Below are 15,826 nucleotides of genomic sequence, written 5' to 3'. Positions count from 1 at the left end.
AAACACTATGAAATTGGTAATGATTGGTCATGGTATGGTGGGCCACAAATTCATCGAAGCCATTTTAGAAAAAGCAGATGATGAACTGGAAATCACGATTCTCGCGGAAGAACCTCGTATCGCGTATGACCGTGTACATTTGACAGAATATTTCTCTGGGAAATCAGCAAAAGATTTATCTTTAGCACGTTTTGATTTTGCCGATGCGTATGGCATTGACCTGCGTTTAAATACTAAAGCAGTGGCGATTGATACGACTGCACAAACAGTCACCACTAATCATGGTGATGTTATCAGCTATGACAAATTGGTGTTAGCTACGGGTTCGTATGCGTTCGTTCCACCAATTCCGGGTAATAACCGTGAAAACTGCTTTGTTTACCGTACCATTGAAGACTTAGACGCGATTCGTGCAGCAAGTTTAAACGCTAAAACAGGTGTGGTCATCGGTGGTGGTTTACTTGGACTTGAGGCAGCCAAAGCATTACGTGATTTAGATTTAGAAACACATGTTGTTGAGTTTGCTCCACGTTTAATGGCGGTTCAAATTGATGACCTAGGTGGTAAAGTTCTACGCCGCAAAATTGAAGATTTAGGTGTAAAAGTTCATACACAAAAAGCGACGCAATCTATCGAATGTGGCAACAGCACTACACATGTAATGAAATTTGCAGATGGTAGCGAGCTTGAAGCAGATGTCATTTTATTCTCTGCGGGGATCCGTCCACGTGATGAACTTGCACGCAACAGTGGCCTGGCGATTGGTGAACGTGGCGGTATTGTCATTAATGATTACTGCCAAACGTCAGATCAAAACATTTATGCCATTGGTGAATGTGCGCTTTGGCAAAACAAAATTTATGGCTTGGTTGCACCGGGCTATGACATGGCACGTATTGCAGCAAAACACATTTTAAATGAAGAATGTCATTGCTTTGCTGGTGCAGACATGAGCACTAAGTTGAAGTTGATGGGTGTTGATGTTGCTTCTGTAGGTGATGCACATGCCATGACTCCGGGTGCATTAAGCTATTTCTATGCAGATGAGCATGCACTGGTTTATAAAAAGATTGTTGTAAATGCTGAGAAAACAAAATTGCTTGGCGCAGTTTTGGTGGGCGATGTGAAAGAGTACAACGACCTTTTACAAATGATGTTAAATGGTCTGGCTTTACCTGAAGTACCTGAAAGCTTGATCATGCCGGGCTTTGAACAATCAGCAGGTAAGTCTAGTGGTAGCGGTGTGGATTTACTTCCAGACAGCGCAACGATCTGTTCGTGTAACAACGTATCAAAAGCAGACATTTGCCAAGCGATTAGTGATGGTTCGACCTCTTTAGGTGCATTAAAGAAATGCACCAAAGCAGCAACCGCATGTGGTGGTTGTGCACCATTAGTGACACAAGTGTTGAAGTCTGAGTTGCAACGTCAAGGTGTGACTGTCAACAACCACATTTGCGAACACTTCCCGTACTCGCGTCAAGAGTTGTATCACTTGGTCCGTGTCAATGAAATTAAGACATTCGATGATTTGATTCATCAACATGGTCATGGTTTAGGGTGCGATATCTGTAAACCTGCTGCCGCAAATATTTTGGCATCTTGCTGGAATGATTTCGTCCTTGAGCCAAGCCACGCAGGCTTACAAGACAGTAATGACTACTATTTAGGTAACATCCAAAAAGACGGTTCTTACTCGGTTGTACCGCGTATGGCAGGTGGTGAAGTGACTCCGGATGGTTTGATTGCCATTGGTCAAATCGCGAAGAAATATAACCTATATACCAAAATTACTGGCGGTCAACGCGTTGACATGTTCGGTGCCCAAGTTCATGAGCTTCCATTCATTTGGGAAGAGCTGAATGCTGCGGGCTTCGAGTCTGGTCATGCTTACGGTAAATCATTGCGTACAGTGAAATCTTGTGTAGGTAGCACTTGGTGCCGTTACGGGGTAGATAACTCAGTTGGTTTAGCGATTGAGCTTGAAAACCGCTACAAAGGTTTACGTTCACCGCATAAATTAAAAATGGCCGTGTCTGGCTGTACTCGTGAGTGTGCGGAAGCACAAGGTAAAGACGTTGGTATTATTGCGACCGAAAAAGGTTGGAACCTTTATGTATGTGGTAATGGTGGTATGAAACCACGTCATGCAGAGTTACTTGCATCTGACCTTGATAAAGCAACACTCATCCGTTACATCGACCGTTTCTATATGTTCTACATCCAAACAGCAGACCGTTTACAACGTACGAGTGTATGGCGCGACAACATGGAAGGTGGCTTAGATTACCTTAAATCTGTAGTTGTGGATGATTCACTTGGTTTGGCTGCCGAGCTTGAGCGCCGTATGGAACATATTATTGGTACATATCAAGACGAATGGCGTACTGCGGTGGAAAATCCTGAAGTTCGCAAACGCTTCCAAACGTATATCAACGCAGGTGCAAATGAACAGGCTGATCCGCACATTCAATTTACAACTGAACGTGGTCAAATCCGCCCATTAACTGAAGCTGAACGTTCAGAAGACCGTATTCCAATGGTTGAAGCATAAAGGAGAGTTTCTATGAATATTGTACAAGACAAAAATATGCTTCCTGATGATCAATGGATTGATGTGTGTGCGCTCGATGATTTAACCCCAAACACTGGCGCGGGTGCGCTCGTGGCTGGACAGGCTGTTGCGATTTTCCGTGTAGGACATGAAAAACGTGTTTACGTGCTGAGTAATAAAGATCCGTTTAGCCAAGCGAATGTCATGAGCCGCGGCATTATCGGAGATTTACAAGGTGAGCGTGTCATTGCATCGCCAATCTATAAACAACATTTTAGTTTGGCAACGGGCCGTTGTTTAGAAGATAAAGACCAAAAATTGGCGGTTTACCCGAGCAAAATTGTTGATGGCCGTGTTTGGGTCAATGCGGTGCCGCAGAAAACTTATATTACCAATACAGGTGTATCACAAGACAAACTTAAACTGGTGTTGATCGGGAATGGTTTGGCAGGGATGCGTTGTCTGGAAGATTTACTTGATATGGCACCAGATCGTTATGAAGTTACGGTGATTGGTGAAGAACCATGGGGTAACTATAACCGTATTATGTTGTCTCCGGTTTTATCGGGTGAAAAAACCATTGAAGACATTATGTTGCATCCACCAAAGTGGTATGACGATAAAGGCATTAAATTTATTGCCGGTGATAAAGCCGTAAAAATTGATCGCCCACGTAAAGTGGTTTACACCGAAAAAGGCCAGACAGTTGATTATGATCGTTTGATCCTGGCAACAGGTTCGGCACCATTTATTCCACCAGTTCAAGGTGTTGACTTAAAGGGTGTGTTAACTTTCCGCGATATTTATGACGTCAACACCATGATTGAATACTGCGATTCAAAAACCAATGCAGTGGTGATTGGTGGCGGTTTACTCGGTTTAGAAGCGGCGTACGGTTTAAAACAACGCGGTATGAATGTGACTGTGTTGCATTTGATGGATCGCATCATGGAGCGTCAACTTGATGGGCGTGCAAGTCATTTACTTCGTCATAGTATTGAGCAAAAAGGTATTCATATTATTACCGAAGCAAATACAGAAGCGTTAATTGGTGATGAAAACGGTCATGTGAAGCAAATCCGTTTGAAAGATGGCATAGTGTTAGATACTGACCTTGTGGTGTTCGCTGTGGGTATCCGTCCGAATATTGCTTTGGCACAAAGTGCAGGATTACGTTGCAATCGTGGTGTATTGGTAAATGACACCATGCAAACATTTGACCCAAGTATTTATGCAGTGGGTGAGTGTATTGAACATCGTGGTCAAACTTTTGGTTTGGTTGAGCCACTATGGGGCCAAGCTTTTATTTGCGCGACCCATTTGGCAGAACACGGCAGCTTAACTTTTAAAGCTCCGACCGTACCGACTCAGTTAAAGGTGAGTGGAGTCGATGTATTCTCGGCGGGTAACTTTGAGCCGAAAGATGATTATGAAGACATTATCCTGAACGATGAAAAACGCCAGATTTATAAGCGTATTATCATTCAAAGCGATCGAGTAATCGGTGCAGTATTGTTTGGTGATACCGAAGATGGCATGTGGTATGCAGAGTTAATTGCAGACCAAACACCTGTTTCTTCATTCAGAAATAAACTGCTATTTGGTCGAGATTTTGCATTAAAAAATGCAGGCTAAATAGGGAAAGGAGCAGTTATGAATAGTATTCCAAGCGTTGAAATCGATAGCTCCGATCATGTTGCAAAAACAATCAAAACAACATGTCCATATTGTGGGGTGGGCTGTGGTGTTAGCGTAAACGTCCAACAAAAACCTCAAGGACCTGTGGTGCAAGTTGAGGGGGATGCTGAGCATCCTTCCAACTTTGGACGCTTATGTATTAAAGGTAGCCGACTTGCGGATACTTTGGGGTTAGAAACACGTCTACTTCAACCGATGTTTGGTCGTAAGCCACATCGGACTGTAACCACATGGGATGCGGCAATTAACAAGATCGCTGATAAATTCCAATCTTGTATCGACCAATATGGTCGTGACAGCATTGCATTTTATGTTTCAGGTCAGCTTTTGACTGAAGACTATTATGTGGTGAACAAGTTTGTAAAAGGCTATTTGGGCACTGCAAATATCGACACCAATTCACGACTTTGTATGTCATCTGCGGTGGCAGGTCACAAACGTAGTTTCGGTGAAGATATTGTCCCTGCAAGTTATGAAGATTTTGAACATGCAGATATGGTGGTATTGGTCGGTTCTAATACCGCATGGTGCCATCCTGTGCTATATCAGCGGATTATGCAGGCTAAAAGCCAAAATCCAGATATGTTTGTGGTGGTAATTGACCCACGTTTTACTAGTACCTGTGAACAAGCGGATTTACATTTACCGATTTTACCGGGCCAAGATGTCGCATTGTTTAATGGCTTATTTCAATACTTATATCAAAATGGTCATGCCGATCAGGCTTTTGTTGATGCTTATACCGAAGGTTTGCAAGGAGTTTTGGCAAGCAGTCAGCCAGAAGCCGATATTGAATATGTAGCAAAGCGTACGGGAATTGCACTCGATAAGCTGCAACAGTTCTTTGAGAAATTTGCTCAAACTGAAAAAGTGGTAACACTATTTTCAATGGGTGTGAATCAATCAAGTCAGGGCGTAAATAAAGCCAACAGTATTATTAATTGCCATTTACTAACAGGCAAAATTGGAAAGCTTGGTGCTGCACCATTTTCAATGACAGGCCAACCCAATGCGATGGGCGGCCGTGAAGTGGGTGGCTTGGCAAATATGCTAGCAGCTCACATGGACTTAGATAACCCACTGCATCAAAAAGTCGTGCAAACCTTTTGGGATAGCCCATTTATTGCTAATCAAGCAGGTTTAAAAGCAGTTGATTTGTTCCGTGCTGTTGAATCAGGAAAAATTAAAGCCATCTGGATTATGGCAACTAATCCAGTTGTGAGTTTGCCAGATGCAGACCAAGTCAAACGTGCATTAGAAAAATGCGAGCTGGTCGTGGTGTCAGATATTTGTGCAGATACAGATACGACAGCATATGCTGATATTTTACTTCCTGCTTTAGGTTGGGGAGAAAAAGACGGTACTGTAACTAACTCCGAACGCCGTATCTCTCGTCAGCGTGCTTTCCTACCTGCTCCAGGTGAAGCAAAAGCAGACTGGTGGTTAGTGAGCCAAGTTGCGAAAAAATTAGGCTTTAATGGTTTTGACTTTGCTGGGCCTAGTGACATCTTTAATGAGCATGCCGCACTATCTGCACAAGATAATGTAGATATAGATGCGCGTGAAGAAAGTAGTATTTTTCGTTATTTCAACCTTAAAGGTTTGATGAACTTAAATACTGCTGAGTACGATGCTTTGCAACCTATACAATGGCCAGTGTGGGATAAAACCCAAGATGCTAAAGCCGTTCAGCAACTGTTTGGCAAGGGCCAATTTAGCTATAAAAATGCGAAGGCAAAACTGATTCCAACGGTCGCAATTGATCCGATTCATGCAGTTTCAGAAGACTATCCACTCATTTTGAACACTGGCCGTATTCGTGATCAGTGGCATACTATGACCCGTACTGGCTTGTCAGCAAACTTAACCAGTCACCGTGCAGAACCATTCTGTGAGATTCATCCGAGCGATGCGTTAAAGTTTGGTGTGCGTGATCAAGGTTTGGTTGAAGTTCGTTCAAAGTGGGGCAGTTGTGTATTACGTGTGACATTCTCATCGGGTGTACGTCGTGGGCAAATTTTTGCACCGATTCACTGGACTGAACAAGTTGCCTCCGACGCTCGTATTGGTAAAGTGGTTAACCCAGAAGTTGATGCAATTTCAGGCGAGCCTGAGTTTAAACATACGCCTGTCACCATTCAGCCGTTCTATACCACTTGGCAAGGTGTGCTCTATGTTCGGGAAGGATATGATTCGCATATCCAACAATCGCTACATCACTGTGCATGGTGGACTAAGGTCAAAATGGTTAAAACCAACCGTTATGAACTTGCAGACCGCCAAACTTTTCATGATACTCAAAAGAACCTGAAAAATTTCTTACCATTTGCCGATGAAACTTTTGAATGGTTAAGTATTGAAGATATCTCTTCACAACTGAGCCATAGTGTTATTTTGAAAGATGGCATTGTAATTGCAAGCTTATATATTGCACCGCCAGATTTATTGCCAGATCGTGATTGGGTTGCGAGTCTGTTTAAACGAGAACGTTTGAGCGCCTTGCACCGAAAAGCTTTACTTGCGGGTATGCCAATGTCGGCTACTAATAATGATGGGCCTTTGGTGTGTAGTTGTTTTAAAGTAGGTAAGAATAAAATTATCGACGTGATAAAAACACAAAACATTACCCATGAAAAACAGGTTACTGCATGTTTAAAAGCAGGTGGGAACTGTGGTTCATGTTTACCTGAGATTCGTGGCTTGATTAAAGTTTGCCAACAAGAGGTGGAAGTGTGAATAAGGGATATCCCGTAACTGATCTGGTCATTTTGGCGGGTGGACAAGCCCGCCGTATGAATGGTTTAAATAAGCTGTTACAGCAATTTGATGGCGATACGCAACTACTCAAAATTCATCAAAAACTAAAGTCATCTGTATCTGAAATTTGGGTAAATAGTCATCGTGATTATTCGATTTATCAAAGTATTGTGCCTGATATTAAGTGTTTTCAAGATGATGCTTCCGGTTTTTTCGGTCCACTTATGGGCATGAAAAGCGCATGGTCACATGTAAAAGCAGATTATGTTTTGTTTATTCCTTGTGATGTGACGTATATACCTACGCAAGTCGTTGCGAAATTACACAGCGCACTACGCAAAAATAAACAAGCTCAGGCAGCCTATGTTTCAATTAATGGAGATGCTTTATATCCATTTTGCTTATTAAAGCGTGAAAGCCTGATTACGATACGAGAGCAAATTGACAAACAACGATTAAGTTTGAAAGAGTGCTTTAAACTTTTACATGCACAAGTCGCCGTATTTCAAAAACAAAACTTATTTTTTCATAGCATTAACTCTTTGGATGAGCTCCAACAATATAAACAAATCAATGCTTTTAAAGAGATATTTACAGCAAGTTAGACATTATATTCTATCAATTTACAAAGTAAGGTGCATTTTATTTAATCAGATTAATCATTATTTATAAGTATATTTATTTCTGTTAATTTACATTTTTTACATTACGGGAAAATATTGTAGTGGATACCAATAAAATTGAAGAAACTAAAGAAAAGTCAAAATTCCCATATATGCTTATATTCACGATAGTGTACTTAGCAATGGTTATTTTATATTGCCTTTTAGATGTGAAGGGGATGAGAACTTTAAGACCAAATGAGTGGGGAGATTTTTTAGCTGGCTTCTTTGCACCTTTAGTATTTATGTGGCTAATTTATGGTTATCACCAACAAGGCAAAGAATTAAGTCTACAAATAGAAGAATTATCTAATAGTGTGGCGCAACAGAAAAGCTTAGCAATTACGGCTCAACAAGAATTAGATTTATTAATAGATAGAGAAAAGAGGCAAACAGAATTAGAAATCATTAATGCTCAGCCCTATTTCCATGTAAAAGATTTTGAAATTAAACAATTACAGACTCATGGTGCTCTATGTTTTATTTTCTCATTTAATTTAAAAAATAGTCGAAATCTATGCAGAAGTCTTTTTACAATGTATTCAAAAGATTATGTAAATAATCAACTCGTATGGGAAGGGGCTGATTTTTTACCAACTGATTTAGAAAAAGGAATAAATATTAATTTTAACATTCATTCCCGCTATGTCATTGATGAAAGGGAAGATATATCAGTTCTTTACTTAAAATTTTTTTATACTGATGCAATTGATGTAATAAGAATTCAAATTTTAAAAATCACTATAGATCATAATCAAATACTACCTCAATTAAATGTTCCTTATGCAATTTCATGGTTGCATAATAAAAACTTTACAGATGATCCTAATTATTATTAATTACATAAGTGATCTATTTTTAATCAATTAACGAGTAATGAATTCCATGGAAAACCCAGTACCACCTAAACAGCCATTCTATAAAACTTGGGTATTTTACAAAAAATGGACTTTTTGGGTAGTTGTTATTTATCTAAGTTTGGTTGTTATACATACCGTATGTTTAATATTCAGTAAAGGAGAAAATCGTCTTCTTAATTCGAATGAACTAGGGGATTTTTTAGCTGGTGTATTTGCTCCATTAGCTTTCCTTTTCCTTTATTTAGGATATTTACAACAAGGTAAAGAACTAAAAATTAGTAATGAAGCTTTTAATAAGCAATGTGAAGAACTTAAAAATAGTGTGGAACAGCAATCTAAATTAGTAAGTTTTCAACAGCAAGAAATTCAAGCTAAATATTTTGCAGCAAAACCTTTTCTAGAAATTAATCACGTTCGATATAGCTTTGAGGTAGAAGGAGGTAATACTATTCTGATTGATGGTGTTCCAGAATTTCAAGAACCAGAAGAAGTACTTAGATTAATATTTGAAATTAAGAATTTGGGTGAAGTTGCAAAACATATAACTGTTACTGACAGTAATAAAATGATTCAGTTAGATTCTACTTATGAAATTAAGAAAGATGGTACTGTAACTATTGTTTGTTACGTAGATGTTGATTATGTTGAGGAATTAATTGAACAACGTGCAGTTGAGTTTTATCTCGTTGTTAAATATTCCGATATATACGGAAGTAAATATAGAGACCTTTTAGTTGTCAAATTTTTTGAATATGATGGGCATGAAGATGCCCAAGTAAACGTCAGAATAGTGAAAAGAGATTATAAATAGTTTCTTCTCAAAAAATTAATCAAATACCCCCTTTTTCTTGATACCACTCATAATCATCAAAATTTAACTCTATCTCATCCTTAGATGTGATAGGGGTATCCCAATTTTATAAGCTCCTTTTTCAATTAGTTATGACACGAGGTATTGCTTATAACTAATCCAATTAATATTGGCTTGGTTTTCATTCTTTCGTCTACTGCAAAATTTTTTTATTTCTGATAGCCTGCATAACAGTGGGTACAGTAACAAGAATTAGCCCAGGTAATCCATTATCCAAGAGGGTAATTATTGTTCAAACAAGAGTTGCTATATCTCATTTTTGAATTATTAAATTTTTATTACTAAAGCTGAAAAATTCCAGCTATTTAGGAGAAATATGATGGGGTGGGAAATTCCAATTTTTCGTATCAGTGTAAATGGAAATCCAAGAGTTCTTGCATATTTGAGGCCTATTGCTTCTGAAGGATTTGTTGATGAATTGGTTTATATATATGAGCTTGTAAATAGTTCATTGATTGAATATTTTAAAGCTGAAAAATTAGAATATAAGCCTGAAGAATTAAGGTTGTGTTTTTTGAGTCAACAAGTTGATAGTTATAAACTTTGGCAGCCTCCAAAGCTAGGTTCTCAAGAAAATATTCATTTTATTTATAGTTTCGGGATTCATAACCTTCCTAGAGTGACTGCAATTGAAGTTCCGCATATCCCTGAAAATTTTCCACATATTTTCTGGGAGAAATCTGAAGAAACTACCAACATATAACAAGACTAAACCAATCATCATAGCCATCTAAATTTCGCTCTATCTTATCTGTTGATGGGATCGGAGTGAAACTAGTCATACGGGCTAACTGCATTCAATTTTGTGAGCCTGCAATAACTTTATATAATAACGAGGCTAATCTTATGGTAATCGGATACCAAAGGGGAGTGTTCCAACAGTTTCATTACCTCATTTTAAATTAGTGGATTTTTTAAACTTAATGATAAGGCAGAAATGATTCCATGCAGAATCCAACACCACAAAAAACACCGTTCTCTAAATCATGGATATTTGGGGCATTAATTTATGGTTTACTTATTTTAGGCTATAACTTAGCTTTTATTTTTATTGATCCAGAAAAGAAAGTTCTTCTTACATCAAATGAATTGGGGGATTTTCTAGCTGGTGTTTTTGCACCCTTAGCATTCTTATTTTTGTATTTAGGATATAAGCAACAAGGTCGAGAGTTACAACAAAATACACATGCTTTAAACCTTCAGGCTCAAGAATTACAAAATAGTGTTGAACAACAAAGATTGTTAGCTGAGGCAACAATTGATGACTTAAATATAACGAAGGAACAAATCCAAACTCAAAGAAGAAAAGAACTTATCGAAGCTCAACCATTTTGGCATTTTTCAGTTCCAAGAGTTTTTAAAGAAAGACCAGATAATGTGTTCGGTACGAAGATAGCTGATTCAAGTTTTAAAAATATTATTATTTCTGCTAGCTTAGATAATAGTAGAGCTATTGCTAGAGAGGTTTCAGTTTCTGTTTTAAAATCTGATGAGGTTGTCCAGCAATTTAAATATCAAACATTTGAAAAATTATCTAAACCACAGAACGTTAGTATCCGCTTACCTTACCCTGATTGTTTTGATGTTAATAATGAGCTGAAATTAAAATACGCTATTATTTATCTTGATGCTTTAGACAACCCCCAATATCAAAATTTTGAAGTTATAGCTCGAAAAAAGACAGAAACAGAAACTCAATATTCTAGAGTTGATCGAACTGAGCGCTCATATTAAATCCAGCCAGCCGAACTAAACCAGTCATCATAATTATCAAATTTTAACTCTATCTCATCCTTAGATGGGATAGGGGTAAACTCAATCTTACAAACTAAATGTAAACTAGTGAACCAAGCTAGAATTAATGCAACAGCATCATCTCCATGTTTGTTTTCATTATTGTAATACCTAAGTTCATTTGAAATTTGTGATTGATATATAAATTCTTTTTAAAATTCTGAAATATGTGTCAAAAATCTCACATCAATTGTCATTTAACGATTGGCCGAGTGAACCACATTTTTAATCTTTATGAGGTTGACTATTTATTGTTTAAGTTCTATTTTGGAACTTGTTATTTTCATTCTAGCCAGATGTATAAAAATAAATGGAGCCAGAAAATGATGGACGCAGCTCAGCAAAGTAAAACAGATGTGACCGCATGTATCTTATGTTCTAGAAACTGCGGTTTAAGTGTCGAAATTAAAGATAACCAGTTTGTCAAAATTAAAGGTGATCCCGAACATCCTTTTTCTCAAGGTTACATTTGCCAAAAAGCTGCCAGATTACAGCATTACCAGCAACATGCAGACCGTTTGACTACACCTTTAAAACGTCAACCTGATGGATCATTTCAAGAAGTGAGTTGGGATATAGCCATACAAGAAATTGCTGATCGTTTAGTACAGATTAGAGATACTTTTGGCGGCACTGCTTTTGCTTCTGTTGGGGGCGGTGGTCAGGGCAACCACCTCGGCGCAGCGTATGGTCGACAACTTTTGTTGGCCATGAAAAGTTATTATGCCTACAACTCACTTGCTCAAGAAAAAACAGGTGATTTCTGGCTCAATGGCCGCCTATTCGGTAGTCAGGCTTGCCATACCACAGAAGATGTTGAACACGCAGATTATGTACTTTTCATTGGGACAAATCCTTTTCAGGCCCATGGCATTCCTAACGCAAGAGATACCCTAAAACATATTAAGAAAGATCCGAATCGAACCATGGTCGTGTTTGACCCGCGTGTTACCGAAACGGCCAAACAAGCAGACATTCATGTGCAGCTAAAACCAGGGACTGATGCTTTTTTAATGTCGGCTATGATTGCGATCATTATTAAAGAAAAGCTTTATGACGAAGTATTTATTGAGCAACATACGCAAGGATTTGACGATGTAAAAACAGCATTTATTCGATTTCCAATTGAAGACTATATTGCCAAAGCTGATGTTCCAGTCGATTTGATTTACCAAGTCGTTCGAGATTTTGCAAAGGCAAAAAGAGGCTGTGTACGTATTGATTTAGGTATTCAACATACTTTAAATACTACCTTAAACGGATATTTAGAAAAACTACTGTACTTACTGACTGGAAACTTTGGAAAACAAGGTACCAATAATTTGCATACCATGTTTATTCCAATCTTAAGCGATACAGATGAAAGAAAGCCGAAATATCGTCGTAGTGTTTACCATAAAATGTTTCCGATTTCCGGATTTTTCCCGCCTAATATTTTACCCGATGAAATCTTAAAAGCAGGGGAAAAGCGAATTCGTGCTGTGTTTGTAGATAGTTGTAATCCACTATTAACCTATCCTGATACACCAGCTTTTGAGGAAGCCTTTAAAGCATTAGATTTATTGGTTGTGGTGGATGTTGCTATGACAGAAACAGCGAGAATTGCAGACTACATTTTGCCGGCTCACACTCAGTTTGAAAAATGGGAATTTACGGGATTTAATCTTGAGTTTCCTAAGAATGGCTTTCACCTAAGACATCCAGTATTGAATGCTCAAGCGAATACTTTGCCGGAACCCGAAATTTATACACGATTACTCGAAGCCATGCAGGTGATTCCAAAACGCTTTCCACTTTTAGAAAAAATAGCTTCAGTCGATTCTAAAAAAACAGCTTATTTACCGTATTTGTCAGCATTAGGACTCACTTTTGCACGGCATAAAAAATATATTCCTTTTGCTGCTTCAATTATCTATCGTACTTTAGGTAAGCAGTTAGAAAACTCGGCTGCTTCAGTTGCTTTTTTATTGCCACTGTCTATTCAATATGCTGTGTTACACACCAACGCGGTACGTCGTGCAGGTTATAAAGGTAATCCATTAACACAAGGTGTCAAATTATTTGAGCAGATATTAAAGCAACGTTCAGGTATGGTTTTATCACAACATGAATATGATGAAGTCTGGAAATTGGTTGCTTATAAAGATAAGAAAGTACGTCTTGCGATTCCCGAAATGTTAAGCGAACTCACAACCTTGAAAAGCCATGAGGTGAATGTTGAAGAATTTCCTTTCATCCTTTTGTCGGGTGAGCGACGTAGTTATAACGCTAATCAAATTTACCGTGACCCTGCTTGGCGAAAAGTAGATGCTGAAGGTGCTTTACGAATTCATCCTGAAGATGCGAGGCAGCTTAATGTAGATGCAGGTGGTCAGCTTAAATGTATTTCAAAACATGGAGAAATTCAGGTAGCTATTGAGTTGGATGATGGGATGAGAAGAGGTGTTGTATCACTTCCACATGGTTATGGCATGCGATTTCAAAATGGTGAACCAATTGGGCCACAATTAAACTTACTTATTTCTGCTGAACATTGTGATCCATTATCTAAAACGCCGTACCATAAATATGTACCCATCCGTCTAGAAAAGTGTTAGAAATAGAATCAAGTAAAACATAGATTTTACCGCGCTATCTCGAGATTTATTTTTAAATTGTTCTTGAGAAGGTACGGTTAAAAACCTATAAAAAGTTAAATATTATGGAAGATAAGTAGAGCTGGAACAAATTTTGCATAATAAACAAAGCACTATTTAGGCGCAATTTTTTGTATTTGATTGTTCATAATCGGTGCTCGCAATATTTGAACTGTTCTCGATATGAGTGCAAATGATGAAACAATATCACTCTGAAACTGCGCCAAGTCTTCTGCAAGATCAATATGGACGCATCAAGCGTAAGTTACGAATTTCTGTAACTGATCGCTGTAATTTTAAGTGTGTATATTGCATGCCTGAGCATCCTGAATGGTTAAATAAACAGAATTTGCTTAGTTTCGAAGCGCTCTTTCAGTTTTGCAGTTTTATGGTGCAGCAAGGTATCGAAAGTATTCGCATTACGGGTGGTGAACCATTAATGCGTCAAGGAGTTGTTCATTTCATTCGAGATCTACAGTCTTTAAAAAGTTTAGGTTTAAAACGTATATCGATGACTACCAATGGTCATTACCTTGCAAAGTACGCTCAGCAATTAAAAGACGCTGGCCTAGATGATTTAAATATTAGTCTAGATAGCCTAGATCCGATTCAATTTAAAGAACTCACTAAGAAAAAGTTAGAACCAGTTCTTGAGGGTATTCAAGCTGCAAAAGAAGTAGGATTACCTTTTAAAATTAACTGCGTGTTAATGAAAGATAGAAATGATGATCAAATCTTACCTATGGTGAAATGGTCAATTGCTCATCATATTCCTTTGCGTTTTATCGAGTTTATGCCGCTTGATGGTGATGCACTTTGGTCAAATAAAGATGTGGTAAGTGAGGCTGAAATTTTACAGGTATTGCAACCGTATTATTCGGTACAAGTCATCGAGCAGCAACATGAGCCAGCGCGTCAATATCTAATTAACGGTAGCTACCATTTAGGAATTATTTCCACAATTACGCATTCATTTTGCCACCAATGTGACCGTATACGGCTTACCGCAAAAGGCGAACTATATAACTGTTTATTTGCGCCGCAAGGCTTAAATATTAAGCCTCAGCTTCAAACGCTGGTAAGCAAACAACATACTCCAGAATATGGTATGTATATCCAAAAATTAAAGAATTTGGTTCATCCTTATATCTGGCATAAAGCCAAAGGTTTCCATGCCTTACAACATCAACAAACCCGTAAAATCAGCATGCATATGCTTGGGGGATAAATGCAGCAATCTATTCAAATTAAAATCGAATCATTTGGTGCAATTGAAAAATTGCTACCTCAAGATCTTTCGTTAGTTTGTCCAAGCCATATTTTAGTTAAAGATGTATTAGATGAAATTGTTTCATTACACCCGTCATGTACACAGGCGATGGAAAAATGTGCATGTGCTGTTGGCGATAATGTCATAACAAGACAATCGGCCTTAAGTGAGCCGTGTACTTTGGTTTTATTATCACCAGTTGCAGGAGGCTAAGCTATGCGAGATTTTGCCCGTATACAAGAGCAGGCTTTAAGCCTAGATATTTTTGATCCTATTGAAACATTTCCTGAATGTGGTGGAATCGATATTTTTATGGGAACGGTTCGTAACCATCATGAAGGTAAAGCTGTTAAAGCGCTGAAATATACCTCGTATAAACCGCTTTCTGAAAAAATGATACGTGAAATTGAACTGGAAATTGAGAAAAAGTATCAGGTATCTTATGTGCGAGTAGTTCATCGGATTGGATATTTAGATGTTGGCGAAACAGCAATCATTGCCATTGCTTATGCAGCCCACCGCCGTGAAGCTTTTCAAGCATGCGAAGAAGCGGTTGAGCGGGTAAAACATGAAGTTCCTGTGTTTAAAGAAGAGTTCTTTACAGATGGCACGAGTCATTATGTAGAGGGCTGCTGTATTCGTAAGGATGCACCGCACGAACACAAGCATCACCATCATGCCGGCCATGAACACTCACACTGAAATAAGTACGACTAGGATAAAT

General features: G+C 38.4%; 12 protein-coding genes. All 12 read left to right on the top strand.

Translation table 11 applies throughout. The features are described from left to right. Nucleotides 1-7: 7 nt before the first annotated feature. The 12 genes from nirB to RFW85_RS02260 all read left to right on the top strand — a co-directional run bounded on the left by nirB (nucleotide 8) and on the right by RFW85_RS02260 (nucleotide 15,804). Nucleotides 8-2,554, top strand: coding sequence for a nitrite reductase large subunit NirB (nirB, locus tag RFW85_RS02315; RefSeq protein ID WP_309171091.1), 2,547 nt, complete (start codon nucleotides 8-10; stop codon nucleotides 2,552-2,554). A 12-nt stretch (nucleotides 2,555-2,566) separates the two neighbouring features. After that, complete coding sequence (nirD, locus tag RFW85_RS02310) at nucleotides 2,567-4,189, top strand: nitrite reductase small subunit NirD (RefSeq protein WP_309171090.1); 1,623 nt, start codon at nucleotides 2,567-2,569, stop codon at nucleotides 4,187-4,189. Nucleotides 4,190-4,207: 18 nt separating this feature from the next. Further along, entirely contained in the window at nucleotides 4,208-6,988 is a 2,781-nt protein-coding gene (locus RFW85_RS02305; protein WP_170248192.1) for a nitrate reductase, read from the top strand. After that, the gene (locus RFW85_RS02300) at nucleotides 6,985-7,614 is read left to right on the top strand and encodes a molybdenum cofactor guanylyltransferase (RefSeq protein WP_057086238.1); all 630 of its coding nucleotides are present in this window, start codon (nucleotides 6,985-6,987) and stop codon (nucleotides 7,612-7,614) included. Before RFW85_RS02305 ends, RFW85_RS02300 begins: the two co-directional genes overlap by 4 nt. A 119-nt stretch (nucleotides 7,615-7,733) precedes the next feature. Continuing rightward, nucleotides 7,734-8,510 carry a hypothetical protein gene (locus tag RFW85_RS02295; RefSeq protein ID WP_309171089.1) on the top strand — a complete coding sequence of 259 codons (777 nt, stop codon included), beginning with the start codon at nucleotides 7,734-7,736 and terminating at the stop codon, nucleotides 8,508-8,510. A gap of 46 nt (nucleotides 8,511-8,556) precedes the next feature. Further along, nucleotides 8,557-9,342, top strand: a complete 786-nt coding sequence (locus tag RFW85_RS02290) for a hypothetical protein (RefSeq protein WP_235944466.1) — start codon at nucleotides 8,557-8,559, stop codon at nucleotides 9,340-9,342. 376 nt (nucleotides 9,343-9,718) lie between these two features. Beyond that, nucleotides 9,719-10,105: a hypothetical protein gene (locus RFW85_RS02285; protein WP_309171088.1), complete on the top strand. Its 387-nt coding sequence runs from the start codon at nucleotides 9,719-9,721 to the stop codon at nucleotides 10,103-10,105. Nucleotides 10,106-10,347: 242 nt separating this feature from the next. Further along, complete coding sequence (locus tag RFW85_RS02280; RefSeq protein WP_170248194.1) at nucleotides 10,348-11,136, top strand: hypothetical protein; 789 nt, start codon at nucleotides 10,348-10,350, stop codon at nucleotides 11,134-11,136. 383 nt (nucleotides 11,137-11,519) lie between these two features. Continuing rightward, a complete protein-coding gene (locus RFW85_RS02275; protein ID WP_170248195.1) occupies nucleotides 11,520-13,793 on the top strand; it encodes a molybdopterin-dependent oxidoreductase in 2,274 nt (757 codons plus the stop codon). A gap of 226 nt (nucleotides 13,794-14,019) precedes the next feature. Continuing rightward, the gene (moaA, locus tag RFW85_RS02270) at nucleotides 14,020-15,060 is read left to right on the top strand and encodes a GTP 3',8-cyclase MoaA (RefSeq protein WP_170248196.1); all 1,041 of its coding nucleotides are present in this window, start codon (nucleotides 14,020-14,022) and stop codon (nucleotides 15,058-15,060) included. After that, nucleotides 15,061-15,315 carry a MoaD/ThiS family protein gene (locus RFW85_RS02265; protein WP_170248197.1) on the top strand — a complete coding sequence of 85 codons (255 nt, stop codon included), beginning with the start codon at nucleotides 15,061-15,063 and terminating at the stop codon, nucleotides 15,313-15,315. 3 nt (nucleotides 15,316-15,318) lie between these two features. Then, complete coding sequence (locus RFW85_RS02260; protein ID WP_170248198.1) at nucleotides 15,319-15,804, top strand: molybdenum cofactor biosynthesis protein MoaE; 486 nt, start codon at nucleotides 15,319-15,321, stop codon at nucleotides 15,802-15,804. Nucleotides 15,805-15,826: the final 22 nt, after the last annotated feature.

This window comes from Acinetobacter sp. 12966, assembly GCF_031196995.1.
In the GTDB taxonomy this organism is placed as follows: domain Bacteria; phylum Pseudomonadota; class Gammaproteobacteria; order Pseudomonadales; family Moraxellaceae; genus Acinetobacter; species Acinetobacter geminorum.
This window is presented reverse-complemented; position numbering and strand designations above follow the sequence as displayed.

Excerpts from the sequence above, each read along its gene's own strand:
- nirB (WP_309171091.1), top strand. The coding sequence starts at position 8 with ATGAAATTGGTAATGATTGGTCATGGTATGGTGGGCCACAAATTCATC.
- nirD (WP_309171090.1), top strand. The coding sequence starts at position 2,567 with ATGAATATTGTACAAGACAAAAATATGCTTCCTGATGATCAATGGATT.
- RFW85_RS02305 (WP_170248192.1), top strand. The coding sequence starts at position 4,208 with ATGAATAGTATTCCAAGCGTTGAAATCGATAGCTCCGATCATGTTGCA.
- RFW85_RS02290 (WP_235944466.1), top strand. The coding sequence starts at position 8,557 with ATGGAAAACCCAGTACCACCTAAACAGCCATTCTATAAAACTTGGGTA.
- RFW85_RS02285 (WP_309171088.1), top strand. The coding sequence starts at position 9,719 with ATGATGGGGTGGGAAATTCCAATTTTTCGTATCAGTGTAAATGGAAAT.
- RFW85_RS02280 (WP_170248194.1), top strand. The coding sequence starts at position 10,348 with ATGCAGAATCCAACACCACAAAAAACACCGTTCTCTAAATCATGGATA.
- RFW85_RS02275 (WP_170248195.1), top strand. The coding sequence starts at position 11,520 with ATGATGGACGCAGCTCAGCAAAGTAAAACAGATGTGACCGCATGTATC.
- RFW85_RS02265 (WP_170248197.1), top strand. The coding sequence starts at position 15,061 with ATGCAGCAATCTATTCAAATTAAAATCGAATCATTTGGTGCAATTGAA.
- RFW85_RS02260 (WP_170248198.1), top strand. The coding sequence starts at position 15,319 with ATGCGAGATTTTGCCCGTATACAAGAGCAGGCTTTAAGCCTAGATATT.